This is a genomic window from Anoxybacillus sp. J5B_2022 (genome assembly GCF_026847645.1).
Classification (GTDB): domain Bacteria; phylum Bacillota; class Bacilli; order Bacillales; family Anoxybacillaceae; genus Anoxybacteroides.
This window is the reverse complement of record NZ_JAPSMC010000003.1, coordinates 1-26,154: the sequence shown is the minus strand read 5'-3', so window position 1 is coordinate 26,154 and position 26,154 is coordinate 1. Positions and strand designations below refer to the sequence as shown.

Below are 26,154 nucleotides of genomic sequence, written 5' to 3'. Positions count from 1 at the left end.
AAAGCAGCGCCAATCGTTTGAGTTTTTGTGTTTTTAGAAGGAAAACGAAAGCGGATTACGAAATACTATAGTACAACATCGGTAAGGAAGAGGGAAGATGGATAAACAGCTTATTCGAAACATCATGAAATCATATGACTATCCGCTCATCATTTCGGTTTGGATGCTAGCGATTTTCGGGCTAATTATGGTCTACAGCTCAAGTATGGTGTCGGCTGTGACGCGATTTGGTGTGTCGAGCGATTATTTTTATGAAAAACAAAAAATGTGGTTGATCGCGTCCGCTGTTTGCTTTTTTTTCGCAGCCATCGTTCCTTATAAAATATTGGCGGGAAAAAAAATCGTGAAAGGAATTTTTATTGCTTCTTCAGTCGTATTGCTTGCCGTCGCTTTCATCGGTCATACAGCTAACAACGCCACTAGCTGGTTTAAGTTTGGCTTTTTTAGTGTGCAGCCAGCGGAGCTTGTGAAATTCGGCTTAATTGTCTACTTAGCAGCGGCATTTGCCAATAAACAAAAACGAATGGCTCAACCTGTAAAAGGACAACTATTTCCGATTTACTATACGTTATGGATTTGTTTTTTGATTGCGATCCAACCCGATTTTGGAACAGCGATGATCGTGTTTCTTATTGCGTCGTGCATTATTTTATCATCAGGATTAAGCTTCCGATTGCTTTTCAAGCAGCTGCTATTTTTCGGAATGGTGTTTACGGTATTCGCTCCGTTTATCCTTCCTTTTATTTGGGATAAAATCTTTTCGAAAGAAAGAATTTCGCGTATTTACGGATTTTTAGATCCGTTTAAATACGTCGACGACGCTGGGTTTCAGCTAGTCAATTCGTATTTAGCCATTGGTCTCGGAGGATTAAAAGGAGTCGGGTTAGGGAAAAGTATTCAAAAATACGGCTATTTACCGGAATCTCATACGGACTTTATTATGGCGGTTATTGCGGAAGAGTTAGGGTTGTTTGGGGTGGCGTTTGTGCTATTGCTATTGGCGTTTATTGTTTTGCGCGGGCTTTATATCGCACGGAAATGCGATGATGTGTTTGGGAGTTTGCTCGCAATCGGAATTTCTTCGATGATCGGCATTCAAACGTTCATTAACGTCGGCGGGGTGACAGGGTTGATTCCGATCACTGGCGTTCCGCTTCCTCTTGTCAGTTACGGCGGTTCGGCGCTCGTCTTATTTATGACATCGCTTGGTGTATTAGTGAATATATCCATGTTTGCTAAATATGAAGCGAAATATAAACATAAAACGTACGCAGGGAAAGTAGCGAAAAAACAATCAGAAAAAGGTTTGATTTTTTAGAAAACATATTTACAAATTAGCCAAACCGTTATAGTTTTATTAGAAAGGAGGAGAGGACAAGCAAATGAATACACAAAAAATTCAGAAAGTTTTAGTAGCAAACCGTGGCGAAATTGCGATTCGTGTATTTCGCGCCTGCAACGAACTTGGTATCCGCACTGTTGCCATTTATTCGAAAGAAGATGCAGGCTCGTATCACCGTTATAAAGCGGACGAAGCGTATTTAGTCGGTGAAGGGAAAAAGCCGATTGAAGCGTACTTAGACATTGAAGGGATCATTGAAATCGCGAAGGCGCATGATGTTGATGCGATTCATCCTGGATATGGGTTTCTTTCCGAAAACATTCAGTTTGCGAAACGTTGTGTCGAAGAAGGCATTATTTTTATTGGACCGAAGGAAGAGCATTTAGATATGTTCGGCGATAAAGTGAAAGCTCGGCATCAAGCGGAGTTAGCAGGGATTCCCGTCATTCCGGGAAGCGACGGTCCGGTACATAGCTTAGAAGAAGTGATCAGGTTTGGTGAAAAATACGGCTACCCGATCATCATTAAAGCAGCATTAGGCGGTGGCGGCCGCGGCATGCGCATCGTTCGATCGAAAGCAGAAGTGAAAGAAGCGTACGAACGCGCCAAATCGGAAGCGAAAGCGGCCTTTGGAAGCGATGACGTGTACGTCGAAAAGTTGATCGAACGGCCGAAACATATCGAAGTGCAAATTTTAGGCGATTATGAAGGCAATATCGTTCATCTTTATGATCGTGATTGTTCGGTGCAGCGCCGCCATCAAAAAGTTGTGGAAATCGCTCCGAGCGTTTCGCTGTCAGACAAGCTTCGCGACGACATTTGTGAAGCGGCTGTGAAGCTTATGAAAAATGTCGGCTATGTCAATGCGGGAACGGTAGAGTTTCTCGTTTCTGGCGACGAATTTTATTTCATTGAAGTGAATCCGCGCATTCAAGTTGAGCATACGATCACCGAAATGATTACCGGTATCGATATTGTTCAATCGCAAATTTTAATTGCGGAGGGGCACTCGCTTCATAGCGAACAAGTTGGTATTCCGAAACAAGAGGATATTCGAATTAACGGGTATGCGATTCAATCGCGGGTAACGACAGAAGACCCGCTCAACAACTTCATGCCGGATACAGGAAAAATTATGGCGTATCGTTCCGGCGGTGGCTTCGGCGTGCGGTTAGATGCCGGAAACGGCTTCCAAGGCGCGGTCATTACGCCGTATTATGATTCGTTGCTTGTGAAATTGTCGACATGGGCGCTGACATTTGAACAGGCGGCACGAAAAATGTTGCGCAACTTGCGGGAATTCCGGATTCGCGGCATTAAAACGAACATTCCGTTTTTAGAAAATGTCGTACAGCATCCGAAGTTTTTATCGGGAGAGTACGATACGTCGTTTATTGACACGACGCCAGAATTGTTTGTATTCCCGAAACGGAAAGACCGCGGTACGAAAATGTTAACATATATCGGCAATGTGACGGTCAATGGTTTTCCAGGTATCGGCAAGAAAAAGAAGCCGGTGTTCGAAAAACCGCGCATTCCGAAAGTCAACCATTTGTTGCCGATCGAAAACGGCACGAAGCAAATTCTTGATGAGCGGGGGGCAGAAGGACTTGTCACGTGGATTAAAGAGCAAAACCGCGTGCTATTAACTGATACAACCTTCCGTGATGCCCATCAATCACTGTTGGCAACTCGTGTTCGGACAACGGACTTAGTGCATATTGCCGAGCCGACGGCAAGGTTGTTGCCAAATTTGTTCTCGCTCGAAATGTGGGGCGGAGCAACGTTCGATGTCGCCTACCGATTTTTGAAAGAAGATCCGTGGGATCGCCTGTTGAAATTACGTGAACGCATTCCAAACGTGCTCTTTCAAATGTTGCTGCGTTCGGCGAATGCGGTCGGTTATAAAAACTACCCGGACAACGTCATTCGTGAGTTTGTAGAAAAATCCGCATATGCGGGCATTGACGTCTTCCGTATTTTCGATAGCTTAAACTGGGTGAAAGGAATGACGATTGCGATTGATGCAGTCCGACAAACAGGAAAAATTGCGGAGGCCGCGATTTGTTATACAGGAGATATTTTAGATCCGTCCCGTCCGAAATATAATTTAGACTATTACAAAGCGTTGGCGAAAGAGTTAGAAGCCGCAGGCGCCCATATTTTAGCGATTAAAGATATGGCCGGCTTGTTAAAGCCGCAAGCAGCCTATGTGCTTATTTCGACTTTAAAAGAAACGGTTGATATTCCGATTCACCTTCATACGCATGACACGAGCGGCAACGGCATTTACATGTATGCAAAAGCGATTGAAGCTGGTGTCGATATTGTCGACGTAGCGGTCAGCTCGATGGCGGGTTTAACGTCACAGCCGAGCGCGAATACGCTTTATTATGCGCTAGAAGGGACGGAACGTGCACCGGAAGTCAATATTGATGGGCTTGAGCAGCTTGCCCGTTATTGGGAAGATGTGCGCAAATATTATCAAGAATTTGAAAGCGGCATGAACGCGCCGCATACGGAAGTGTATCGCCACGAAATGCCAGGCGGACAATATAGCAACTTGCAGCAACAAGCAAAAGCAGTAGGGCTTGGCGACCGTTGGGACGAAGTAAAAGAAATGTACCGCCGCGTCAACGATATGTTCGGTGATATTGTGAAAGTGACACCGTCTTCGAAAGTAGTCGGTGATATGGCGCTTTATATGGTACAAAATAATTTGACGGAAAAAGATATTTTTGAGCGCGGCGAAACGCTTGACTTCCCAGATTCAGTTGTCGAGTTGTTTGAAGGGTATTTAGGACAAATGCCAGGCGGTTTTCCGCAAGAGTTGCAGCGCATTATTTTAAAAGGGCGCGAGCCGATTACCGTCAGACCAGGAGAACTGTTGGAGCCTGTCGATTTTGATAAATTGAAAGAAGAATTGTTCCACAAGCTTGATCGGCAAGTTACCGATTTTGATGCGCTTGCCTATGCGCTTTATCCGAAAGTGTTTCTTGAATATACGGAAACAGTGGAAAAATTCGGCGATATTTCCGTTCTCGATACGCCGACATTCCTTTATGGCATGAGACTTGGAGAAGAAATTGAAGTCGAGATCGAAAAAGGAAAAACGCTGATTGTGAAATTAGTGGCGATCGGTCAGCCGCAAGCGGATGGCACGCGCATTGTCTACTTTGAATTAAACGGCCAGCCACGCGAAATCGTTATTCGCGATGAAAGCATTAAGGCGGCAGTGGCGGAACGAATTAAAGCCGATAAAAACAATCCGAACCATATTGCTGCCACGATGCCGGGTACGGTTGTGAAAGTGCTCGTGGAGTCAGGGGAAAAAGTCAACAAAGGCGACCACTTAATGATCACAGAAGCGATGAAAATGGAAACAACGGTACAAGCTCCGTTCTCCGGAATCGTGAAAGATATTTACGTGAAAAACGGAGATGCGATTCAGGCGGGAGATTTACTAATTGAGTTAACGAAATAAGAAAAGGCGCTAGGAACCCCTAGCGCTTTTATTGTGCACTGCTGAAAGACGTTCGGTGCTCTGATGTCGACAGTTGTTGTTCGTTTCGTTTGCTGCGGATGGCAAGAAGCAGCAAATAGCTTAATATGCCAAATAAACACGAAATGAAAAAGGCATGGGCAAGTGCAACGTATAAATTTAATTCTGTAAAGACGATCAATGCTCCGGTTGCCATTTGCAGCAAAACAAGAATAAGAGCGGTAATCCAGCCCCAATAAATGACGCGCTGGTGTTTATGGTATTTGATCGCACGAATAGTGGCTAATAAAATCCATACAATAATGAGGCCAGCTGCTAACCGATGGCCCATTTGCACCCATTCGTGAAGCTGAACAGGAAAAGGACGAGAGTTGGAACAGAGCGGCCAGCTCGGACACGCTAAGCTTGCCTGTTTATGCCGCACAAGCGCTCCCGTATAGACGACGATGTAACAATAAGCAATCACTCCGTAAATGTGTTGTTTCATTTTGGCGTCGAGGACTAATGATTCAGCGTCAAACTTTTTGTCGACTTCAAAAATTAATAACGTTAACAAAAAGACAGAAGCAAAAGAAATGAGCGAAATGCCAAAATGCAAAGCAAGCACAAAATCAGACTGTCCCCAGACGACCGCGGCTGCCCCGATCAACCCTTGAAGCACAAGAAACACGAACGAAACGGTCGCTAAAAACTTCGTTTCCCGAATGTGGCCGATCGCCCGCCATGACCAAATCGATAAAACGAGCACTAAAAAGCCGGCGAGGCCGGACACAAGCCGATGACTAAGCTCAATGACCAACTCGGGAGTGATATTGGAAGGAATGAGTTCACCGTCGCAAAGCGGCCAAGATCGCCCACATCCCATCCCTGAACCAGTCTTTGTGACGAGTGCACCGCCAATCAACACAAACAACATTGCGATCGTTGTCACTACAGCAAACCATTTTAACGTGCGTTGCAAAATTCTTCACCTACTTGTGTTGGAAAATATTTATTTTGGCAATAATCTAGTAAAGTATACGTTTATCTTACACGAAACACGCGCTAAGGGCAATTTCGACAATAAACAACATCATTCTACAACACAACGGACGTAAAAAACAAATAAACGTTTATTATCGTAAAAAATATTGAATCTTACTCGGGAGTTTGCTAGAAATATTAATGGGTACATGAAGATGGTGACAATCTAGTCATTTTTTTGACACAAATTGTTCAAAAAAAGTTCACATTTCGACAAAGAAATGTGATTTAATATATAGAGAAAGGAACTTTATGACTTATATTAACCATAAAAAATGTGTTAAAATACATTAGAATTCATTTAATGGTTGTAAACGTATTCATGTTATCTTCCGTTTCGGGTAGGAAACGGAGGAAGGAGGAAGAAAAGATGGCAAACGAAACGGCTTCGCCAATTGGCGAAAAAACGCAGAAATTGTCAGTAACGATCGTTTGGAAAGACGTTCTTTCTGTTGTAAAAATCGGCATTGTCAATTCAAACTTAATTACGACGTTCACTGGATTATGGTTAGCTTTTTATTACATGGGGGAAGGTTTTTTAGAAAATCTTCAAACCGTCTTTTTTACGCTGTTTGGCTCCGCGCTTATTATTGCTGGGGCGTGCAGCTTAAACAACTTTATTGATCGCGATATCGATCATTTGATGGAGAGAACGAAAACGCGACCGACCGTCAAAGGAACGATGGAGCCGAAACGGGTGTTATGGTTCGGTGTTTTGTTGACTGTCGTGGGGACATTGAGTTTGTTAATGACGACGGTTACAGCAGCTATTGTAGGGTTAATCGGGGTTGTCACTTATGTGTTTTTGTATACGATGTGGTCGAAGCGGAATAATACGTTAAATACAGTCATCGGTAGCATTTCCGGCGCGGTGCCGCCGGTGATCGGATGGACGGCTGTTGACCCGCATTTTCACGTTGTTCCGCTCGTGTTGTTTTTGTTGATGTTTTTATGGCAGCCGCCGCACTTTTTGGCGCTCGCCATGAAGCGATGCGAGGAATATCGCAAAGCAGGAATCCCGATGTTGCCGGTCGTTCACGGCTTTGCGATCACGAAACGACAAATTGTCGTATGGGTGGCCTGCTTGCTGCCGCTTCCGTTTTATTTATTCCCGCTTGGAGTCCCATTTCTCGTCATTGCGACGCTTTTAAATATCGGCTGGCTCGCATTAGGGCTATACGGATTTAAAATGAAAGACGATTTGAAATGGGCAAAATGGATGTTTGTGTATTCTTTAAATTATTTAACGATTTTATTTGTCACAATGGTGATTGCGGCCATTGATTAATGCGTTTATAATTCTTTCACTTCTTTAGAGAAAGAATTGATATATTTATTTAAATTGAAAGAGGGGTTTGATTAGGCTATGAAGAAATGGCTACTCAATTGGCGCTTATTTTCTCTTTTTAGTGTAATGGCGCTTCTGTTAGCTGGTTGCGGCAAGCCGTTTTTGTCCACGCTTCAGCCGGCCGGCGAAGTAGCAGATATGCAGTATTCACTCATGCTGCTTAGCACAGCCATTATGGTTCTCGTTATTATTGTCGTAACGATCATCTTCGTGTATGTTGTCGTCCGTTTCCGGCAACGTAAAGGCGAAGAAAAGAAAATTCCAAAGCAAGTGGAAGGAAGTCATAAGCTTGAAATTATTTGGACTGTCATTCCGATTTTGCTGCTGATCATTTTGGCAGTTCCGACTGTTTCAGCAACGTTTAAGCTTGCAGATGTAAAGCCAATGAATAAAGAAAAGCGCAATAAAGACATAGTTGTTGTCAACGTACGTGCCAATCTTTACTGGTGGGAATTCGAATATCCTGACTATGGCATTATTACAAGCCAAGATTTAGTCGTTCCGACAAATGAACGAGTATATTTTAACTTAAAAGCTTCTGATGTGAAGCACTCATTCTGGATTCCTGCTGTCGGTGGGAAAATGGATACGAACGTTGATAACAAAAATCAGTTTTGGCTAGAGTTTGATCAAAAGGCAACAGACAAGGCCGGCGGTATTTTCTATGGAAAATGCGCAGAGCTTTGCGGTCCGTCCCATGCGTTAATGGACTTCAAAGTAAAACCGCTTCCTAGAGAAGAGTTCGATCAATGGGTAGAAAAAATGAAAAATGCGAAACCAGTTGTAACGGACTCCGTTGCAAAGGAAGGCGAAGCGATCTTTAACAAAAGCTGTATCGGTTGCCATGCGGTTAGTCCGGTTGATAAACGTCCAGAGCAAGCTCGTACAGCACCAAACTTAGCGAACTTCGGCGATCGTACGCGCATTGCTGGAATTTTAGAACATAATGAAGAAAACTTAAAGAAATGGTTGAAAGATCCTAACAGTGTGAAGCCTGGCAACAAAATGGCAGGTACATACGGAAACTTAACAGACGCTCAAATTAACGCATTAACGAAATATTTAATGAGCTTAAAGGTAGAGTAATTTAAAGGGGATTTATATCAGAAAGGGAGGTAACATTGTGAGTACAGTAGCTCGTAAGAAGAGCCTAATATGGGACTACCTTACAACGGTCGACCATAAGAAAATCGCCATTCTTTATTTAATTGCTGGCGGCTTTTTCTTCCTCGTTGGTGGTCTTGAAGCTCTATTTATCCGGATTCAACTTGCGAAGCCGAACAACGACTTTTTAGTTGGCGGTCTATATAACCAAGTGTTGACGATGCACGGTACAACGATGATTTTCTTGGCAGCGATGCCGCTTGTGTTTGCAATGATGAACGCTGTTGTGCCGATTCAAATTGGTGCGCGTGACGTTGCATTTCCGTTTTTAAACGCGTTAGGTTTCTGGTTATTCTTTTTCGGAGGAGTATTCCTCAACTTGTCATGGTTTTTAGGGGGAGCGCCTGATGCAGGATGGACTTCTTATGCATCGTTGTCGCTCGAATCACCGGGACATGGTATTGACTTTTATGTGCTCGGTTTGCAAATTTCCGGTTTTGGTACGTTAATAGGAGGAATTAACTTCCTTGTTACGATTATTAACATGCGTGCACCTGGAATGACGTATATGCGCATGCCGATGTTCACATGGGCAACATTTGTTACATCTGCGCTCATTTTATTTGCGTTTCCTCCGCTTACGGTCGGTTTAATTTTCATGATGATGGACCGGTTATTTGGCGGAAACTTCTATAACCCTGCCGGAGGCGGAAACACGATTATTTGGGAGCATTTATTCTGGATTTTCGGTCACCCAGAAGTATATATTTTAGTGTTGCCGGCATTCGGTATTTTCTCGGAAATTTTTGCGACATTCTCGAAAAAACGTTTATTCGGATATTCTTCGATGGTGTTCGCGACAGTATTAATTGGATTTTTAGGTTTCATGGTGTGGGCGCACCATATGTTTACAGTTGGTATGGGTCCAATTGCGAATGCGATTTTTGCCGTTGCGACAATGGCGATTGCGGTTCCAACTGGTATTAAAATTTTCAACTGGCTCTTTACGATGTGGGGCGGAAACATTCGTTTCACAACACCAATGTTGTATGCGGTTGCGTTTATCCCATCGTTCGTTATGGGAGGCGTCACAGGTGTCATGAACGCAGCAGCAGCGGCGGACTACCAATATCATGATAGCTATTTCGTTGTTGCGCACTTCCACTACGTTATCGTTGGTGGGGTTGTATTCGCGCTCTTAGCAGGGGCTCATTACTGGTGGCCAAAAATGTTCGGTAAAATGTTGAACGAGACGCTTGGAAAAATTACGTTCTGGTTGTTCTTTACCGGATTCCATTTAACGTTCTTTATCCAACATTTCCTTGGTTTAATGGGAATGCCACGCCGCGTCTTTACGTATTTGCCAGGCCAAGGATTTGAAACAGGTAACTTGATCAGTACAGTTGGTGCCTTTTTCATGGCAGCTGCAACGATCGTTCTTTTAGTAAACGTTGTGATTACAACAGCAAAAGGACAAAAAGCGGAAGCGGATGCATGGGGAGATGGACGTACGCTTGAATGGGCGGTTGCTTCTCCGCCACCGGAATATAACTTTGCACAAACGCCACTTGTACGTGGATTAGATGCGTTTTGGATTGAAAAAATGGAAGGCAAAAAAGGATTGACACCAGCAGAACCGCTCGGTGATATTCACATGCCTAATTCTTCAATTTTACCGTTTGTTATTTCGCTCGGATTGTTTATTGCGGCATTCGGCTTTATGTATCGCACAGAACATTCTTGGGGCTTAGCTGTCGGAATTATCGGATTGCTAATTACGCTTGGCTCGATGTTCTTGCGCTCGGTCATCGATGACCACGGCTTCCACATTCATAAAGAAGAAGTTCTTGAAGCGGAAAAGGGGGTTAAGGCATAATGCACGTTGAAGAAAAATTGACAGCAGAAACGTTCCCTGCGTCGCCTGAAAAAGCCACCCTCGAAGGGAAAAATAAATTTTTAGGTTTCTGGTTATTCTTAGGGGGAGAGACGGTTCTCTTCGCCTCTCTCTTCGCTACGTATTTAGCGTTACGGGATAAAACGGCAGGCGGGCCTTCCGCAGAAGAATTGTTCCGGATGCCGCTCGTCTTTGTAGCAACGATGCTCCTACTAACGAGCAGCTTAACGAGTGTGTATGCGATTTACCACATGAAAAACTTTGATTTTAAGAAAATGCAGCTTTGGTTTGGGGTTACAGTGTTGTTAGGGGCTGGCTTCTTAGGCCTTGAGATTTTTGAGTTTAATGAATACGTCCGTGAAGGACACGTGTTTACAAAAAGTGCCTTTGCATCTTCGTTTTACACGCTAGTTGGTACGCACGGTGCCCACGTGGCGTTCGGTTTGCTTTGGATTGTTACACTAATGATTCGTAACGCGAAACGTGGGTTAAACTTATATAATGCACCGAAGTTTTACGTCGCAAGCTTATATTGGCACTTTATCGACGTCGTTTGGGTGTTCATTTTTACCGTTGTATATTTAATGGGAATGGTGGGGTGATCGTATGGCGAATCAGACGAATACAGGAAACCCGAATGTTGATTTAGCGTACCGCCGCAAAAAAAATGCGGAAGAAATGAAACATCAAGTGATTTCGTTTGTGTTAATGATTGCGTTGACGCTCGTCGCTTTCTTTGCGGTCGGTTATGACCAGTTTTCACATTGGTTTTCTGTTCCGTTCATTTTGCTTCTTGCCGTTGTGCAAGTTGCGTTCCAATTGTATTACTTTATGCATATGAGCCATAAAGGTCATGAACTTCCGTCGCTCTTTCTTTATGGTGGTGTGCTTGTTGCGTTTTTAACGGTTTGGGCGTTTATGACCGTTGTTTGGTGGTAATTGGACGAAAGGAAATCGGCGTATGCTGATTTCCTTTTTCGCATCATGGATGTTCTCTAATGGACAAACGCTCGGTGTATAGTATAATGAAGAAGAGAGGTGAAAACATGCTTACATCATTACAAATGTTTGGTTTTATGGCGTTATGGAGCCCGTTTTTTCTAGGAACGTTATTGCTCGTCGCACTGTTTTATTTATTGGCGGTCGGGCCGTGGCGCGAGAAATTTACGACAGAAGGGCCACCGCCGACGAAACAAAAAGCATATTTTTTCGTAGGGCTTTTCTTGCTTTATGTGATCAAAGGATCGCCGATTGATTTGCTTGGTCATTTAATGTTTAGCGTGCATATGACGCAAATGGCGATTTTATATTTAATTATTCCGCAATGTTTCATTTTAGGAATTCCGAATTGGATGTATGAAAAGCTGTTTCGCATTCGAGCGATTAAGCAGTTGTTTTCGTTGTTTACAAAGCCGCTTATTTCTCTTTTGCTATTTAACGGGTTGTTTTCGTTTTACCATGTCCCGTTTATTTTTGACGTCATTAAAACGAATATGATTTATCATGCGGTCGTTACGACTATTATTTTCATTGCCGCCTGGTTTATGTGGTGGCCGGTCGTCAACAAACTGCCGGAGTGGCAAACGCTTTCAGGTATTAAAAAAGTTGGATATATTTTTGCTAACGGCGTGTTGCTAACCCCTGCATGTACCCTTATTATTTTTGCGGATGCGCCTCTGTATAAAACATTTTCTGATCCACAAGCGTGGTTAAACGCCCTTCAGCTATGCGTGCCAAAAGGGACGTTAGCTTCTTTGCATTTAACGGGACCGGAAATGTTTTTATCGATGTCGCTCCTTCATGATCAACAACTCGGTGGCGTGTTAATGAAAATTATTCAAGAAATTGTGTATGGAACGATGTTGTTCTTTATTTTCATTGAATGGTATCAAAAAGAGAGAGAAAAGGAGCGGTTAGAAACGATTGCATCACCGCATCCTTCCGAATCATAATTATAAATAAAGCGAGGACGAAGGTATGGAATATTCATTGCCGATTTTACCAACGATTAGTACAAGCTGCATTGTTATTAGCGCCGCGCTTGTAGCGTACGGCTGGTCGCTCATTCGAAAGCGAAAAATAGAAGCCCATAAAAAAGTGATGCTATGGGCGGCCGCTTTTGCGCTGCTGTTCTTTTTAATTTACTTATCGCGAACGGTATTCATCGGGAATACAAGCTTTGGCGGTCCTGACAATGTGAAAGTATACTATACGATTTTCTTAATATTTCACATCGTTTTAGCAACGGTCGGAGCAGTGTTTGGGGTCGTCACGCTGTTAACTGCTTTCCAAAACAATTTGGTCAAACATAAAAAGCTTGGACCGATCACGAGTGTCATTTGGTTTTTTACGGCTATGACCGGCGTTGTCGTTTATTTGTTGCTTTATGTGTTTTATCGTGGTGGCGAAACAACATCAATGATCAAAGCGATTTTAGGCTTTTAACACCCGACGTTTTTGTCGGGTTTTTTCGTATCGTAAAAACGACGGAAGAATATATATAAATATGGCTCTTGTACGGGAGGCGAGAAATTGTGGCGGTCAAGTGCAGCGTACGTAACAGTCGTAACGGTCGTGATGATGTGTTTAAAGGAACGAGCAGAAATTGTGGCGGAAGAATCGAATGTCGATGTGCAGTTTGACGAACATGACCGTTGTACGATTACGATTGCCGTTGTGATGAAGTTTGGAGCAAAAGTGGTTTCTGTATGCAAAAACATCCAAGAAGAAATCGTGAATGAAATTAGCATGATGACCCCGTTCGCAGTCAAACAAGTTCATTTGATTGTAAAAAAGATCGTTTTCGAAAAAAACAACGCATGAGGGAGCCTCATGCGTTGATTTTCGCTAATCCTTCTTTTACTTGCGCTAAAATGCTTTGGCATTGGCTGACTAATGAAGATGGGAAATTTTCCCCTTCTCCATACTCGACACCGTGTGGATAGTAGTGTTTTCCAAGCAGCGGTGTGAGCAGTTTAATGACGGCGTAGCGTGTGTCTACTTCTCCTTCAATCGCGTAACCTTGCACACGAAGATAGTATACGTCGCCTTTCACTTCAAATTTCCGATCGTATGTAACCCGTTCATAATCCCATTGCCCTGCACGTACGAATCCTAAGCTTGTCATTAATTCATCTAGGCGGGACAATTCTGCCGTTTGATTTTCAATGCCCGTGTTTTCAAATTTCATTTCGTATTCCCTCCTAATAAAAAACGCTCCTTTATTAATAATATTATTAAAGTGTTCAACTTTCAATCAATACTTCGTATTTGAGCGGAGAATGAGAAAAAAATTTTACAACCTTCGTCATTTTTTTGCGATTTTGGTGAAACTAAAAGGCGAAAGGAGGAGGGAATGGTGAAGAAATGTTTATTGCCCATATGGTTGAGTGCGGTTTTGCTCGTTGTAAGCGTTCCGCATCATACGTATGGACAAGGTACGACGACGTATGTTGTTCAGCCGGGAGATAGCCTATGGAAAATCGCGGTTCGTTACCAAGTAGGGCTGTCTGAAATTATTGCGGCGAATCCGCAATTTACGAACCCGCATTTAATTTATCCGGGACAAAAAGTGTATGTTCCAGTGCTAGATAATGTGAAAGCAATCGAAAACGAAGTTGTTCGTCTGACGAATCAACAGCGTGCTAAATACGGATTACCACCGTTGCAATTGGATTGGCAACTAGCACGTGTTGCTCGGTATAAATCAGCGGATATGCGCGATAAAAACTATTTTTCCCATCAATCGCCAACGTACGGTTCTCCATTTACAATGATCAAAAATTTCGGCATTAGCTACCGTACCGCAGGAGAAAATATTGCCGCTGGCCAGCAGACACCACAAGAAGTGGTCAATGATTGGATGAACAGCCCTGGACATCGGGCGAATATCTTAAATAAGTCGTTTACTCACATTGGTGTTGGATATGCGAAAGGCGGTTCATATGGCCATTATTGGACACAAATGTTTATCGGAAAATAATAGATGAAAGGAGCCATCCTATGAAAACAGTACGAGAAGTGATGACAACCGATGTTGATTATTGCACACCGCTTGATAATGTGTTTGAAGCAGCGGTCAAAATGCGCGATTTAAATGTCGGGGCGATTCCGGTGGTCGAAGACGGACGATTGATCGGAATGATTACCGACCGCGATTTAGTCGTTCGTGGAATTGCGGAAAAACGGCCTGGTTCTAGTCAAGTGACGGAAGTGATGACAAAAGACGTGATCACCGTATCACCAAATACATCGGTACAAGAAGCAGCGCAGCGAATGGCTGAGCATCAAATTCGCCGTCTGCCGGTTGTGGAAAATGGCCGCCTTGTCGGCATCGTGTCGCTCGGGGATTTAGCTACATATCGTTACTCCGACGAAAGCGCCGGCCGCGCGTTGAGCGCCATTTCAGAACAACATTTTCTTCATTAAAAACGCAATCCCCTTTAGGGGGTTCGTTTTTTTTATGGACGAAACAAGATATAATAACAATAAGAGATTTCGTGAAAGTGGGGTTGCCTAGTGAAATGGTTTTTTCTATTTTTTCTCTTATTAATAAGCTTGCTTTATTTTTTTCCTAACCAACTTCCCACGTCAAGCCCTCCACAGCTATTAAATGAGCAGGATCATGCTAAAACAACGACCCCTGTAACAACGGGAGTTAAGTCATTGATCGGAAAAACGGAAGAAGAAATAAAAAAGCGGTTCGGACAGCCGACACGCGTCGATGCTTCTAGTTATGACTATAAATGGTGGATTTATAACGAAAATCCAACCATGTATTTACAAATCGGTATGTTCAATGGCCGATCGGTTACTGCGTTTATTGGCGGAGAACAAGTCGATGTCACTCCATTTCGCATCGGCCAGCCACTTCAAGAAGTGTATAATCTTATCTCGTTATCTTCAACGATTGAAGTAACGCTGCCTACTGGGACGTATCGGTTTGAACTGTCCGAACAAGATACTTCTATGCAGCCGATTGTCAAGATGGATGATTTATACGTGCAGCTTTATATCGATCATTTTACCGGGACAATTGCTGGAATTCGACTGATGAACGGTGAGACGCTCGTGAAGATACGCCCGTATGAATTGATGTACCGCGGTGCGTTGCTCTCTGCACAGCCGCTATCGCTCGAGCAACAAAAGCAAGTCGAGCAGGCGAATGCACGGCAAATTTTCGATATTACAAACGTTATTCGCAAGCGATATCATGTTCCGGTGCTCCATTGGCACGAAAAGGCGGCCGAAGTAGCATATGCTCATAGTAAAGAGATGAGCGATCGCCATTATTTTTCCCATGTATCACCGGAACATGGGGACTTAAAAGCGCGGTTGCTATCCGCTCGCATTCCGTTTCAATTAGCTGGCGAAAACATTGCGGCACAATACGTCGACGGCATTGCTGCAGTAGAAGGATGGCTAAATAGTAAAAGACATCGCGACACATTGTTAAACCCACAGTTTACTCACCTTGGTGTAGGTGTCGCTGATCTATATTATACGCAAGATTTTTTGAAGCCGTGGAAGTTGTCTGATAAGTAGCGAACAGAAACAACTGATTGCGCCACTGGCCATAGCAAATGATGGTATCGCCGATTTGAAAAGTTGGTTTTTGCAGTGATTCCGTCAACGGAAATTGAATGCGTGCGATGATTTTTTCCTTTCCATGCTCGAGCCATAAGTCGATCACTGAGATGAGATAATGGCCGTAATATCGTTCTGTTTTTTCTTGGACGGCGACGATCGTTCCTTTGATAACCGATTCTGCGGCAACGTTTCCGACTTGTAGCCATTCGTGATAAAATCGTTTTCGCTCTTTCCGCGTCACATAATAAAAGTAAAGAAATAATAAAGGAATGGCAATGGCAGTAACCAACGTTTATTCCTCCTTTTCCTCATTCATTGTATCAAAAAAATGGGCGCACGCCATATCCGTTTGTTCGATAGTATATGGTAGATGAACAAAGGGGAGGTAGAGGAGGAGTATGGAAAAGCATCTACATCCTTCTGTAGAGCAGTTTAAACAATTTGTGAAAAAGCATCCGAAAATCATTCAAGAAGTGCGCAAAGGAAAGAAAACATGGAAACAATTTTATGAAGATTGGTATTTATTTGGAGAAGAAGATGAAATATGGAACGAATATAAAGAAGAGAAAGAAAAGCAAGCAACGGACAGCCCTCCGTTGATAGCAAAAATTTTATCAGCGCTTAAAAACATGGATCCGAATGAAATGCAACAACACATTGCGAGCGTTCAAGAAGCGATTACAGCGATTCAAAATGTCATTGAACAGCTTCAAGGAATGAAGCAATCGCCCCCTGTTCAGCGAGAACATCATCCGTTTTCCTTTCGGAAAGATTAGAGGTCAGTTTCATGAGAAAAGAAGTGATTCACTACATCCGATCGAAAAAAATGTTGCAAAAATTTATCCGTGAACAACCGCGATGGTATCGCACACTTGCCCGCGAACCGCATAAACTTCATGAATTTGAAAGAGCGGCGCTTCATTATTACGAACAAACGATTCCGCACAAAGTAGAAAAAATCGCCAATTCATTAGAAATGGCATCTCTCATGCTTCATATGTTCCGAACGATGCGCGATTAATTTTTTTGAAACGGTAAAGACTACTCCATAAGGGAGTGATGTCTTTTGGGAAAAAAAATAATGGTTAGCGTCTTTTTGTTATGGCTATTGGCAGCGTGGACAAACGGGAAAACATCTCCACCAGTCCCCGTTGTTGCCGCGCCTGTTGCTCAAACGCTGCACGTAAAGCACGAGGTACGTGGAAAAGATATATTTGTTGAATGCGTTGTCGACCACTTTTCTTTTAAAAAGGGCGTACACGATAAAAAAGAAGGGGAAGGACATATTGACGTTTATGTAAATGGTCAAAAAGTAAATGAAGTATTTACGGCTGCTTTTGTTGTTAGAGGATTGCCGTCAGGGAAGCATATAGTGCGTCTTGAACTCGTTCATAACGATTCAACGAAGTATGGCGTAGCGCATGAGTTTGAAGTCAATATTCCGTAAGAAAGTCTGGCGTTTAAGCCAGACTTCTTTTCTTCTATACGGTTGTCATGATATGATGAAAATGGAGGTGCATGCCGTGATTGTTGCCACGCTCGAACGGCTCGAGATTTTAAATAAAGCCGAGTTGTTAGGGAAAATGATTGGAGAGTCGGAAGTGGCGGAGCATTACCGACATTGCTGGAAGAAGTTGAAACGTGATGATACCGCTCAAAAATTAATCGCGCAGTTTACAAAGGCGAAAGAGCGCTATGAGGAAGTGCAGCGTTTTGGTAAATATCATCCAGATTATCATACGATTATGAAAGAAACGCGTGAAATTAAACGGCAGCTTGATTTTCACGAAACGATAGCGGCGTTTAAAAAAGCGGAAAAAGAAATGCAACGGCTGTTAGATGAAATTAGTGTATTGATCGGCAAAGCGGTATCCGAGCAAGTAAAAGTGCCGACAGGAAATCCGTATTTTGCGTCGTTGTCCGGTTGCTCCGGAGGATGTGGTACAGGGGGAAGCTGTGGGTGTCGAACGTAATTTGGTAAAAGGGGAAAGAAAGGTATGTTTCCGAGACGTCAAGGAATGATTGTTTGGTTATATTCATTAAAGCATAGCAAACATTTGCGCAAATTCGGTAACATTCATTATGTGTCGAAACGTTTGAAGTACGTCGTGCTTTATTGCAATATGGATGAGGTCGATAATTTGATGCGAAAAATTGCCTCATTGCCGTTTGTAAAAAAAGTAGAACCTTCGTATCGTCCGTTTTTAAAAATGGATTTTGAATCGAAAGGCGAGAAAGAAAAAGAACAGAAATATTTAGGCTATTCTATGGAATAAGGCTGACTTTCGGAGCAAAGTCAGCCTTATTTTTATTGCAATGGCGGGATAAAGCGGTTCATGCGCATAATGCCGATTAAATGTTGGTAATATAAATCGATTTCAGCGAAAAATGTCGATGGTTTCACTTCCATATGAATAATTTCCATCCCTAGTTCGTTTGCCAATTGTGCAAATAGTTCAAAGCGCTTGTTCGGTTTGACGTAAGGGTTTGGAATGCCTTCACGGCAAATATATAAAGGCTGAAAATCCCCGGGATCTGTAGGGTGAAGAACAACGGCACAAGAAGTGACCGCTTGCCCGTTTTTGACTGTATGGAGAGCGAATAGTCCAGATAAGCGATGGCGGTTTGCCTTTGCCAATTCAATTAATTCGTAAATATCCGAATATCCTTCTCCTAACTCGATAAACCGTTGGATCATGTACCCCTCTCCTTTCCTGCTTCTCTCACTACTTTATCATTGTTTTGGGAAAAGATAAACAAAATTCGACGTTTTTATACAAACGATGATTATTTTTTGGTATCTTTATTGATAAGAAACGAATTGAGTGAGGGATTGCATCATGATGCGGACGGCTATTTTGATGATTGTGCTATTTTTAGGCATTAGCGGCGGCGCGATGTATATGCAATGGCAGGATTACCAACAGGAGAACAATCAAGCGAATGGTACGCCGGTAGTTCATGTAATTGATATCCAACGATCAAAAAATAAACTAGAAATTACACAAACTGTCACAGGACTCACAGCTTCATCGTATGAAATTCGCGTACCAAATGGCGTGAAACAAATCGTATATACGGTTGGCAGCAAACAAAAGCCGCTTGCATATGACCGAAACGGGAAGTCGTCCGTGCAAATGAATGGGAATAATCAGCTCGTTTTTCATTATGTGATTTCGTTGCCATCGTCAAAAACGATTTGGCTTGAACGCTGGTCGGTTGTGATTTTTTCTAAGCAATTACAACAATTTTACGTTCAGCTTACAGACTACGTAAAAAACGGAATGTGGCTGGCTGGTGCGCCGCTTGATGGAAGAATGAAAAAAGAAGCGTTCATTCTTTATTCATGGTCACAGAAGCAAGTCACTTCGTTTCCCCTCTATTTTCAGCCGGCAGAGCTACTACGAAAAGCATACGGAAATGTAGAAATATATAGGGAAAAGAAAATGAAGGAAAAAGTGACAAAATGGGCGGACGTTCCTTCTTTTACGCTTGTCTGGTCACCGTGGGGTGATCGGTATTTGTCGCCAACGTTAGCGGTTGTGCCAGAAGCAGCTTCGCTTTCATCGATTCAAGAGGCGTATATGCGCGCTTATTACGCGGCGTATTTTTTACCGAGCGGTGAAATGAATAGCTTGGTAGCAGATTTGTTGACGGCATTTATGTTGCAAAAGCAGCCGATTACTCCGCAAGCGCAAGCCGTATGGCAACAAATACAACAAAAGTTGACGAAAGACGAACAAAAAACGTTTTTTGCCTCTGTTTTAAAGCATCGTGGAGAAGTGTTGACGCCATCTATGCTTGACCAAGCTTTATCGGCTTCTCGCACCGGAGCGACTACATATTTTACAGATTGGCTAAAAAACGGACGTTCGCTATCGCTTGTTTTTACGAATGAAGGTTATGTCTATGTGAACGATGTCCCGCTGAAAGGCGCAAAAGCGGTGTTGCAAAATGAAACGATGCTTCTGCCGTTTCCGGAAGTGATGAGCCAATTAGGCTATCATGTAAGACGCTCAGGAGATGCGGTATTTATTGAAAAGGACAATAACCGTTGGCGCTTTTTCGTCAACTCTTCCATCTATATGAAGGGAAATGATCGGTTTGGTGCTCCTGCGATTATTATTTACGACATAAATGGCGCTCTTTACATGAGTCCAGATATGATTCAGCATTGGTTTCCTGTCCAAGTATGGACGACTGAACGAGATATTTACGTCAAAGCGGCTCCATAAAGAAAAGAGGAGGCAACTGCCCAGCTCTCGAAGCCAAACGCTCTTCTGACGAGAAGCGCTTTTTGCTTCGACGGAGGAAGGTTGTTTGGCACAAGAGGGCTAGGAGCCGAAGCTAGACAACAATTTGGAAAAATTTATACTTTCCTATCGAAAAAAAATCCCTGCAGATTTCTGCAGGGACCTTTGATGCTTATTTGTTCCCGCGCATCAAAAAGGAACGCATAAGCCAAAGGAAAAGGGAGAGGAGAAACCGGAGGAAGAACTTATGGGGAACGTAAGTCTTCTCCGCGGTTGGCAACAACATCCATACGGACGTTGTCATTACTCATTATGACCAACGAAGCGATTTGTATACATCCACTTGCAAAAAAATGACAAAGTGGTATTATTCAAAAGTTTATGATAGGATAAGGATGGCAAATCGTTTGAAAACGTGGTGAAAGATGATGAGAGTCATTTCAGGAAGTTGCAAAGGAAGACCGTTGCAAGCGGTTCCGGGAATGTCGACAAGGCCAACGACGGATAAAGTGAAAGAAGCGATTTTTAATATGATTGGTCCTTATTTTTCAGGAGGAATCGTGCTTGATCTATTTGGGGGAAGCGGCGGTCTTGGTATTGAAGCATTAAGCCGCGGGATGGAGCGCGCGATTTTTGTCGATCATGACATGAAAGCGGTGCAAACGATCCGAAAAAATATCGAAACATGCGGACTAACAGAACGAGCGGAAATTTACCGAAATGATGCGGAGCGCGCCTTGAAAGCAATCGTTAAGCGCCAGCTTCGGTTCCATCTTATTTTTCTTGATCCGCCTTATAAAAAACAAAAGCTACAAGCGCTTATTTCGTTCATTGACGAGCATGGTCTCCTCGAACGAACGGGCTATGTTGTGGCGGAACATTCGCATGACGTCGAGCTACCTGCACAAATCAGGAAATTAACGAAAATCAAACATGAGGTTTACGGCATTACAGCTGTTTCTATTTACGCCTGTGCTGAGAAAGGGGAATCGATTTAATGGCGAGTATTGCGGTTTGTCCGGGAAGCTTTGACCCGGTCACATATGGACATCTAGATATTATCCGCCGTGGGGCGAAAATATTTGATCGAGTATATGTGGCGGTTTTAAAAAATTCTTCGAAAAAACCGCTGTTTTCCGTCGAAGAAAGAATGGAGTTATTAAAAGAAGTAGTTAAACCGTTTCCAAACGTAACCGTTGAATCGTTTAACGGTCTTTTAGTCGACTATGCTCGCAGTAAAAACGCTACTACCATTTTAAGGGGTTTGCGGGCCGTATCTGATTTTGAATACGAAATGCAAATTACATCAATGAACCGTGTGTTGGATGAAAATATCGAAACGTTTTTTATGATGACAAATAGCCAGTATGCCTTTTTAAGCTCGAGCATTGTCAAAGAAGTCGCCAAATATAACGGAAACATTTCCGATCTCGTGCCGCCTGTTGTCGAAGAGGCGCTCCGTAAAAAATTTGCACCTTTAATCGAACCATAAGAAAAGCGAAGAACGGTCCTTGGCGCAGCCAGGGAAACATCCGACGGAAACAAAAGCTTTCGATGAAGACGTGCGTACACATCGAACAGAGAAAGCGGAGCGGAGGAGGATGTTAGTTCGCAGCTAGACATCGATTCAGAAAAATTTCCTATCGTATAAAGAAAAGCTGACTGGAAAGAGTTATTGTTTTTTCCAGTCAGCCTCTTTGTTAAGTAAGAGCAACACATACATACATAGCGATAGCAACGTCACCAGCGGACCGTATTCCGTTAAAAATCGCCAACATTCATGAAGCCATAAAGGGGCTTGTTTGGCTAAAAAGACTGGAACAGCTCCTTTTGTTTCGTCCACTGGATGCGAGCGCACATAAAGCGGTGTCCATAAAACGTATGTAAAAAATGCAGCAAACACGCCGTGAAAAATACGCGCCACAAAAAAAGGTTGAAAACGAATGTTTGCTTCGGAAAGAATGCTTGCGACTTGTGCTTGCACCGAAAAGCCGCCGAACGAGAGAATGAAGCTAGTGACGATCGCTTTTTCCAATAGGCTTGCCTGATCGACTTGGCTGATCATTTGGCTACCAAGCGTGATCTCAAAAATTCCGGAAATGAACGGAATGCTTAACTCTTTCGGGAGTTGAAACAAGTGAAACGCATATTGGAACAGCCGGGCGATATGTTCGGTGGCATGAATCATATATAGCAGTTTATTGATGACGGAAAAAAGAATAATGAATCCACCGATCATCAATAGCGTCTGAACAGACGAACGGACAGCTTCTCCGAGCAATTTTCCGAGCGGCTGTTTATTTTTTAGCCGCGCTTCATGTAATGTGCGAAAGGCGGAACGGACGGAAAAAGAGTAAGGTTTTGCTCGCGGGATTCGCTGTTCCTTGCTTTTTCCGTAAAAACGCATGATCAGACCGACTAGCACATTACCGATATAATGTGACAGAGCAAAAATAATCCCGAGGTGCGGGTTATGAAAAAAGCCGACAGATACCGCCCCAAAAATAAATAAAGGATTCGATGAATTAGTGAAAGAGGAAAGTCGTTCTGCTTCAATTAACGAAAGTTGCTTTTCCTGATACAGGCGGGCAGTTAGTTTCGCTCCTGATGGGTAACCGGAAGCCATGCCCATCGCCCAAACGAACCCACCGACGCCAGGAACGTTAAAAAGTGGTCGCATGAACGGTTCTAATAATACGCCAAGTAAATGAACGACCCCAAAGCCGATTAATAGCTCGGAAACGATAAAAAAAGGCAATAGTGACGGGAAAACGACTTCCCACCACATATTTAAACCGCGAATCGACGCTTCTAACGACTGTTGCGGATAGCGAATAAGCGAAAAGGCAAGGACGGTGACACATATTGCTAAAAGAATGGTGTGGAGCTTGGCCCTCATATTAGTTTTGCCCCCTGACTGCGACATTTTTTCTCCCCTTTCTTTTCTTCGTCGGTGTACAACCTCATATAGTTTAATATACGAGTATAACCAGCGATTTTAGACCATCAGATTGAAAGGGAGGGAAGCGGATGAAGCCGAAAATTGGATTAGCGCTAGGATCTGGAGGAGCAAGAGGTTTTGCCCATTTAGGGGTAATCAAAGTGTTGGAAGAAGAAGGGGTTCCGATTGATTATATAGCGGGAAGTAGCATGGGCGCTCTCGTTGCAGCGTTGTATGCAAGTGGATTAGGAATCGATCGCCTTTACAAATTAGCAAAAGCGTTTCGGAGAAATGATTTTATCGATCTCACCATTCCGAAAATGGGGCTAGTCGCCGGCAAACGAATTAAAGAATTTATTCGTTTAGTAACAAAAGGGAAACAAATAGAAGAGCTGGCCATTCCGATTGCGATTGTGGCGACCGATATTCAAAAAGGGGAAAAAGTCGTTTTTCGAAATGGCGATATTGCTACAGCTGTAAGGGCGAGCATTTCGATTCCAGGCATTTTCGTTCCAGAAGTCGTTAACGGTCGGATGCTCGTGGATGGTGGGGTAATTGACCGCATCCCTGTTTCAGTGGCGCGGGAGATGGGTGCGGATCTCGTCATTGGCGTCGATGTTTCGCATGTAAAAGCCGACGGAAACATTACGTCGATTTTTGATGTCATTTTGCAAAGCATTGATATTTTACAGGATGAGCTCGTCCGCCATCGTGAATACGCTTCGGATGTGATGATTCGCCCGCATGTGGAACAGTACAGCTCGCGTGCGTTTACACATACGGAAGAAATTATTAAGATAGGGGAAGAAGAAGCGCGAAAACAAATGAGCACCATTCATTACGCCATTCAAAAATGGAAGGAGTCACACCATTTATGAAAAAAAGAACGTATATTATCACGTTTTTGCTTGGGGTTGTTATTAGCCTGCTTGTTGTTTTTGTCCAACTTCCGTATTATGTAACGATGCCGGGGGCAGCACAAGCGCTAGAGCCACTCGTTCATGTCGAAAATGGTGATAGAGACAAGGGGAGGCTTATGTTGACAACGGTAAGGATGGGGCGGGCCAATATTGCTGCTTATTTGCTCGCCCATATCCGTCCGTACTACGAGCTTTACCCACTGAAGGCGATTAAGCAAGAGGGAGAGACAGACGAGGAATATACGCTTCGTCAGTTGCAACTCATGGAAGAATCAAAAGAAGCGGCCATTGTGGTGGCGTATCAACACGCCCATAAACCCGTTACTTATCAGCCGCGCGGTGTATATGTCATGAGTATTGTCCCTGGCATGCCGGCAGATCACGTTTTGCAAGTGGGGGATCGCATTGTTCGCATCGATGGAAAACCGGTCAGCACTTCCAAACAGTTGATCGAATACGTCCGACAAAAGAAAAAAGGCGACCGTGTCACGATTACATGGAAGCGGGACGGAAAAGAGCAGACGGCGACGCTTGCGCTTGCACCGTTTCCGCAAGCGTCAAAGCAAGTTGGGCTAGGTCTTTCGCCAATGACCGACTATGACGTGGTAACACAGCCACCCGTGCAGATTGACTCGGAAAAAATAGGAGGTCCTTCTGCCGGGCTGATGTTTTCTCTGGAAATTTATAACCAATTAGTCGAAGAAGATATTACAAAAGGCCATAAAATTGCGGGAACAGGAACGATCAGCATGAGCGGAGAAGTCGGGCCGATTGGCGGAATTTCGCAAAAAGTCGTGGCCGCTGACGAAGCAGGTGCAGACATTTTCTTTGCGCCGAACGAAAAAGGAGCGAAAAACTCCAACTATCGTGAAGCGGTGAAAACCGCAAAAAAAATCGGAACAAAAATGAAAATTGTTCCGGTAGATACGTTCGCTGATGCGCTCCGCTATTTACAAACTCTCCAATAAAGCGGCGTCGTCGCATATTCTTCTTTCGTTGCTTTCGTGCGGAGCGGTTCAGGGAAAATAGCGGTATAGGCGGCGACCGCTTTTTTTTCTTGTGCATATACATAATCATCGTGCAAACGCGAAATGTTTGTGACTAACGGCAGCGAAAGCGTCTTTTTTACTGTTTGTAAATAGCGGCGTCCATTGTCACTCATGCCGAGCAAGCGAATATACGTCGGCTTTTGGATGACGTCTGCTTGTTCTTTCGTAAAATTGGTTAAAATATGGGCGCACGTTCGCTGCAATCGTGTCCACGTATATCGTTTCGTTTTAACAGACTGAAGGAATTGCGAAAAGCTTTCCGCTTCGGCAATCACTTCCTTTAGGCGGTATTCTAGTCCTTCCTCTACAGTTGCTATTCGTCGCAACTCGCTTGTATCAGCTGTCATAAGGCGATATTTCAACAGGGGAAAGTAGCGTTCCCATTCATGAAATATGCCATAAGTCAAATGGTATTGCTTCAGCGCCTGCTCTGTATAGGAAGGGATGTACGGCGAAATGTTTTCAAGTTGTTCCGACGAACCGCCTAATGCTTTTCGTAAGCTTGTCGCGCTGGCGATCGACGGATGGGCAAACGTTTCATCGTGATATCCGGAAGCGATTCGCTGAATCGTTTGCGGAACGATATTGCTTTTTTGCTCAAAGATCGCTGTCACGTAGGAAAAACCGAGAATATTATTCGGCTTCGTTAAATCAATGCCGGCGATCCCGAACTGCTTCCACGCTTCGCTTAATGCTTGTGGATAACTAAGTCCCTTTTTTAGCGCTTGACGAACGTACATGTCGTATTCGTGTTTTCGATTTTGCAAAGCATGGACGGTTTCGATAAACGGTGCGATTTCGCCGTGTTCGCTTCCAAAGCAAATTTCGCTGCAATGTAACGCATCAAGCAAAGCGACTGCACCGCTTGCGAATCGCTCGGCTGCTTGTACGGCAAAAGGGTAAGGAAGCTCAATGACGATATCGACTCCTGCGGACAACGCCATCATCGTTCGCACCCATTTGTTGACGAGCGCTGGTTCGCCACGCTGCAAAAAATTTCCGCTCATCACAGCGATGATGCAATCGGCGCCTGTTTTTTGTTTCGTTTGTTCGAGATGATACAAATGTCCGTTATGAAACGGATTATATTCAACGACAATTCCGACCGCTTTCATTTTTTCTCCCCATTTTGTATTTTGGTTGGAAACATGGTAAATTGTATGTAAGCTGAGAATCATTATACTGTAAA

Annotated in this window: 29 protein-coding genes; 23 read left to right on the top strand and 6 right to left on the bottom strand. The window is 43.5% G+C overall.

Going from position 1 to position 26,154, the window contains the following annotated elements; translation table 11 throughout:
- Positions 1 to 97: 97 nt before the first annotated feature.
- Both M4I42_RS01425 and pyc read left to right on the top strand, forming a co-directional pair.
- A complete protein-coding gene (locus M4I42_RS01425; protein WP_268850482.1) occupies positions 98 to 1,318 on the top strand; it encodes an FtsW/RodA/SpoVE family cell cycle protein in 1,221 nt (406 codons plus the stop codon).
- A 64-nt stretch (positions 1,319 to 1,382) separates the two neighbouring features.
- Positions 1,383 to 4,826 carry a pyruvate carboxylase gene (gene pyc, locus M4I42_RS01420; protein ID WP_268850481.1) on the top strand — a complete coding sequence of 1,148 codons (3,444 nt, stop codon included), beginning with the start codon at positions 1,383 to 1,385 and terminating at the stop codon, positions 4,824 to 4,826.
- A gap of 28 nt (positions 4,827 to 4,854) precedes the next feature.
- Here the strand turns inward: pyc and M4I42_RS01415 are convergent, their stop codons facing one another.
- Positions 4,855 to 5,805 (bottom strand): COX15/CtaA family protein, encoded by a 951-nt coding sequence (locus M4I42_RS01415; protein ID WP_268850480.1) that lies wholly within the window; start codon positions 5,803 to 5,805, stop codon positions 4,855 to 4,857.
- Positions 5,806 to 6,237: 432 nt separating this feature from the next.
- On the opposite strand from M4I42_RS01415, the gene cyoE reads away from it, so the two are divergent.
- The 8 genes from cyoE (at position 6,238) to M4I42_RS01375 (ending at position 13,036) form a co-directional block, all read left to right on the top strand.
- The gene (cyoE, locus tag M4I42_RS01410) at positions 6,238 to 7,155 is read left to right on the top strand and encodes a heme o synthase (protein WP_268850479.1); all 918 of its coding nucleotides are present in this window, start codon (positions 6,238 to 6,240) and stop codon (positions 7,153 to 7,155) included.
- A 78-nt stretch (positions 7,156 to 7,233) separates the two neighbouring features.
- Entirely contained in the window at positions 7,234 to 8,301 is a 1,068-nt protein-coding gene (gene coxB, locus M4I42_RS01405; RefSeq protein ID WP_268850478.1) for a cytochrome c oxidase subunit II, read from the top strand.
- A 37-nt stretch (positions 8,302 to 8,338) separates the two neighbouring features.
- Complete coding sequence (gene ctaD, locus M4I42_RS01400) at positions 8,339 to 10,195, top strand: cytochrome c oxidase subunit I (RefSeq protein WP_268850477.1); 1,857 nt, start codon at positions 8,339 to 8,341, stop codon at positions 10,193 to 10,195.
- Entirely contained in the window at positions 10,195 to 10,815 is a 621-nt protein-coding gene (gene ctaE, locus M4I42_RS01395; RefSeq protein ID WP_268850476.1) for a cytochrome c oxidase subunit III, read from the top strand. Before ctaD ends, ctaE begins: the two co-directional genes overlap by 1 nt.
- A gap of 4 nt (positions 10,816 to 10,819) precedes the next feature.
- Positions 10,820 to 11,152 carry a cytochrome c oxidase subunit IVB gene (gene ctaF, locus M4I42_RS01390; RefSeq protein WP_268850475.1) on the top strand — a complete coding sequence of 111 codons (333 nt, stop codon included), beginning with the start codon at positions 10,820 to 10,822 and terminating at the stop codon, positions 11,150 to 11,152.
- 107 nt (positions 11,153 to 11,259) lie between these two features.
- Entirely contained in the window at positions 11,260 to 12,165 is a 906-nt protein-coding gene (ctaG, locus tag M4I42_RS01385; RefSeq protein ID WP_268850474.1) for a cytochrome c oxidase assembly factor CtaG, read from the top strand.
- 25 nt (positions 12,166 to 12,190) lie between these two features.
- A complete protein-coding gene (locus M4I42_RS01380) occupies positions 12,191 to 12,658 on the top strand; it encodes a DUF420 domain-containing protein (protein WP_268850473.1) in 468 nt (155 codons plus the stop codon).
- A gap of 87 nt (positions 12,659 to 12,745) precedes the next feature.
- Positions 12,746 to 13,036: an Asp23/Gls24 family envelope stress response protein gene (locus tag M4I42_RS01375; RefSeq protein WP_268850472.1), complete on the top strand. Its 291-nt coding sequence runs from the start codon at positions 12,746 to 12,748 to the stop codon at positions 13,034 to 13,036.
- 7 nt (positions 13,037 to 13,043) lie between these two features.
- Here the strand turns inward: M4I42_RS01375 and M4I42_RS01370 are convergent, their stop codons facing one another.
- Positions 13,044 to 13,403 carry a YugN family protein gene (locus tag M4I42_RS01370; protein WP_268850471.1) on the bottom strand — a complete coding sequence of 120 codons (360 nt, stop codon included), beginning with the start codon at positions 13,401 to 13,403 and terminating at the stop codon, positions 13,044 to 13,046.
- 165 nt (positions 13,404 to 13,568) lie between these two features.
- Here M4I42_RS01370 and safA point away from each other — a divergent pair, with 165 nt between their 5' ends.
- The 3 genes from safA (at position 13,569) to M4I42_RS01355 (ending at position 15,757) form a co-directional block, all read left to right on the top strand.
- Positions 13,569 to 14,195: a SafA/ExsA family spore coat assembly protein gene (safA, locus tag M4I42_RS01365; protein ID WP_268850470.1), complete on the top strand. Its 627-nt coding sequence runs from the start codon at positions 13,569 to 13,571 to the stop codon at positions 14,193 to 14,195.
- Between the two features lie 20 nt (positions 14,196 to 14,215).
- Positions 14,216 to 14,641 carry a CBS domain-containing protein gene (locus M4I42_RS01360; protein WP_268850469.1) on the top strand — a complete coding sequence of 142 codons (426 nt, stop codon included), beginning with the start codon at positions 14,216 to 14,218 and terminating at the stop codon, positions 14,639 to 14,641.
- Between the two features lie 90 nt (positions 14,642 to 14,731).
- On the top strand, positions 14,732 to 15,757 hold the full coding sequence (locus M4I42_RS01355; protein ID WP_442864059.1) for a CAP domain-containing protein: 1,026 nt from the start codon (positions 14,732 to 14,734) through the stop codon (positions 15,755 to 15,757).
- Here the strand turns inward: M4I42_RS01355 and M4I42_RS01350 are convergent.
- A complete protein-coding gene (locus M4I42_RS01350; RefSeq protein WP_268850467.1) occupies positions 15,678 to 16,091 on the bottom strand; it encodes a hypothetical protein in 414 nt (137 codons plus the stop codon). The genes M4I42_RS01355 and M4I42_RS01350 overlap by 80 nt on opposite strands.
- A gap of 109 nt (positions 16,092 to 16,200) precedes the next feature.
- Between M4I42_RS01350 and M4I42_RS01345 the strand changes: the two genes are divergently transcribed.
- From M4I42_RS01345 to M4I42_RS01325, 5 genes are all read left to right on the top strand, one after another.
- Complete coding sequence (locus tag M4I42_RS01345) at positions 16,201 to 16,578, top strand: YlbD family protein (RefSeq protein WP_268850466.1); 378 nt, start codon at positions 16,201 to 16,203, stop codon at positions 16,576 to 16,578.
- Positions 16,579 to 16,589: 11 nt separating this feature from the next.
- The gene (locus M4I42_RS01340; RefSeq protein ID WP_268850465.1) at positions 16,590 to 16,823 is read left to right on the top strand and encodes a YlbE-like family protein; all 234 of its coding nucleotides are present in this window, start codon (positions 16,590 to 16,592) and stop codon (positions 16,821 to 16,823) included.
- A gap of 60 nt (positions 16,824 to 16,883) precedes the next feature.
- Positions 16,884 to 17,249 (top strand): hypothetical protein, encoded by a 366-nt coding sequence (locus M4I42_RS01335; protein WP_442864060.1) that lies wholly within the window; start codon positions 16,884 to 16,886, stop codon positions 17,247 to 17,249.
- 76 nt (positions 17,250 to 17,325) lie between these two features.
- Positions 17,326 to 17,775, top strand: coding sequence for a YlbF family regulator (locus M4I42_RS01330; RefSeq protein ID WP_328284576.1), 450 nt, complete (start codon positions 17,326 to 17,328; stop codon positions 17,773 to 17,775).
- Positions 17,776 to 17,799: 24 nt separating this feature from the next.
- On the top strand, positions 17,800 to 18,078 hold the full coding sequence (locus M4I42_RS01325) for a YlbG family protein (protein WP_268850463.1): 279 nt from the start codon (positions 17,800 to 17,802) through the stop codon (positions 18,076 to 18,078).
- Between the two features lie 32 nt (positions 18,079 to 18,110).
- On the opposite strand, the gene M4I42_RS01320 is transcribed toward M4I42_RS01325, so the two are convergent.
- The gene (locus tag M4I42_RS01320) at positions 18,111 to 18,500 is read right to left on the bottom strand and encodes a DUF7147 family protein (RefSeq protein WP_268850462.1); all 390 of its coding nucleotides are present in this window, start codon (positions 18,498 to 18,500) and stop codon (positions 18,111 to 18,113) included.
- A 142-nt stretch (positions 18,501 to 18,642) separates the two neighbouring features.
- On the opposite strand from M4I42_RS01320, the gene M4I42_RS01315 reads away from it, so the two are divergent.
- From M4I42_RS01315 to coaD, 3 genes are all read left to right on the top strand, one after another.
- Positions 18,643 to 20,037 carry a hypothetical protein gene (locus M4I42_RS01315; RefSeq protein ID WP_268850461.1) on the top strand — a complete coding sequence of 465 codons (1,395 nt, stop codon included), beginning with the start codon at positions 18,643 to 18,645 and terminating at the stop codon, positions 20,035 to 20,037.
- A gap of 446 nt (positions 20,038 to 20,483) precedes the next feature.
- A complete protein-coding gene (gene rsmD, locus M4I42_RS01310; protein ID WP_268850549.1) occupies positions 20,484 to 21,053 on the top strand; it encodes a 16S rRNA (guanine(966)-N(2))-methyltransferase RsmD in 570 nt (189 codons plus the stop codon).
- On the top strand, positions 21,053 to 21,547 hold the full coding sequence (gene coaD, locus M4I42_RS01305) for a pantetheine-phosphate adenylyltransferase (protein WP_268850460.1): 495 nt from the start codon (positions 21,053 to 21,055) through the stop codon (positions 21,545 to 21,547). Before rsmD ends, coaD begins: the two co-directional genes overlap by 1 nt.
- Before the next feature lie 180 nt (positions 21,548 to 21,727).
- Here the strand turns inward: coaD and ylbJ are convergent, their stop codons facing one another.
- Positions 21,728 to 22,954: a sporulation integral membrane protein YlbJ gene (gene ylbJ / locus M4I42_RS01300; RefSeq protein ID WP_268850459.1), complete on the bottom strand. Its 1,227-nt coding sequence runs from the start codon at positions 22,952 to 22,954 to the stop codon at positions 21,728 to 21,730.
- 131 nt (positions 22,955 to 23,085) lie between these two features.
- Between ylbJ and M4I42_RS01295 the strand changes: the two genes are divergently transcribed.
- Both M4I42_RS01295 and M4I42_RS01290 read left to right on the top strand, forming a co-directional pair.
- The gene (locus tag M4I42_RS01295) at positions 23,086 to 23,874 is read left to right on the top strand and encodes a patatin-like phospholipase family protein (RefSeq protein WP_268850458.1); all 789 of its coding nucleotides are present in this window, start codon (positions 23,086 to 23,088) and stop codon (positions 23,872 to 23,874) included.
- Entirely contained in the window at positions 23,871 to 24,884 is a 1,014-nt protein-coding gene (locus M4I42_RS01290) for a SepM family pheromone-processing serine protease (protein WP_268850457.1), read from the top strand. The genes M4I42_RS01295 and M4I42_RS01290 overlap by 4 nt, the downstream gene beginning before the upstream one ends.
- On the opposite strand, the gene M4I42_RS01285 is transcribed toward M4I42_RS01290, so the two are convergent.
- Positions 24,863 to 26,080 carry a nucleotidyltransferase gene (locus M4I42_RS01285; protein WP_268850548.1) on the bottom strand — a complete coding sequence of 406 codons (1,218 nt, stop codon included), beginning with the start codon at positions 26,078 to 26,080 and terminating at the stop codon, positions 24,863 to 24,865. The genes M4I42_RS01290 and M4I42_RS01285 overlap by 22 nt on opposite strands.
- Between the last annotated feature and the right edge of the window lie 74 nt (positions 26,081 to 26,154).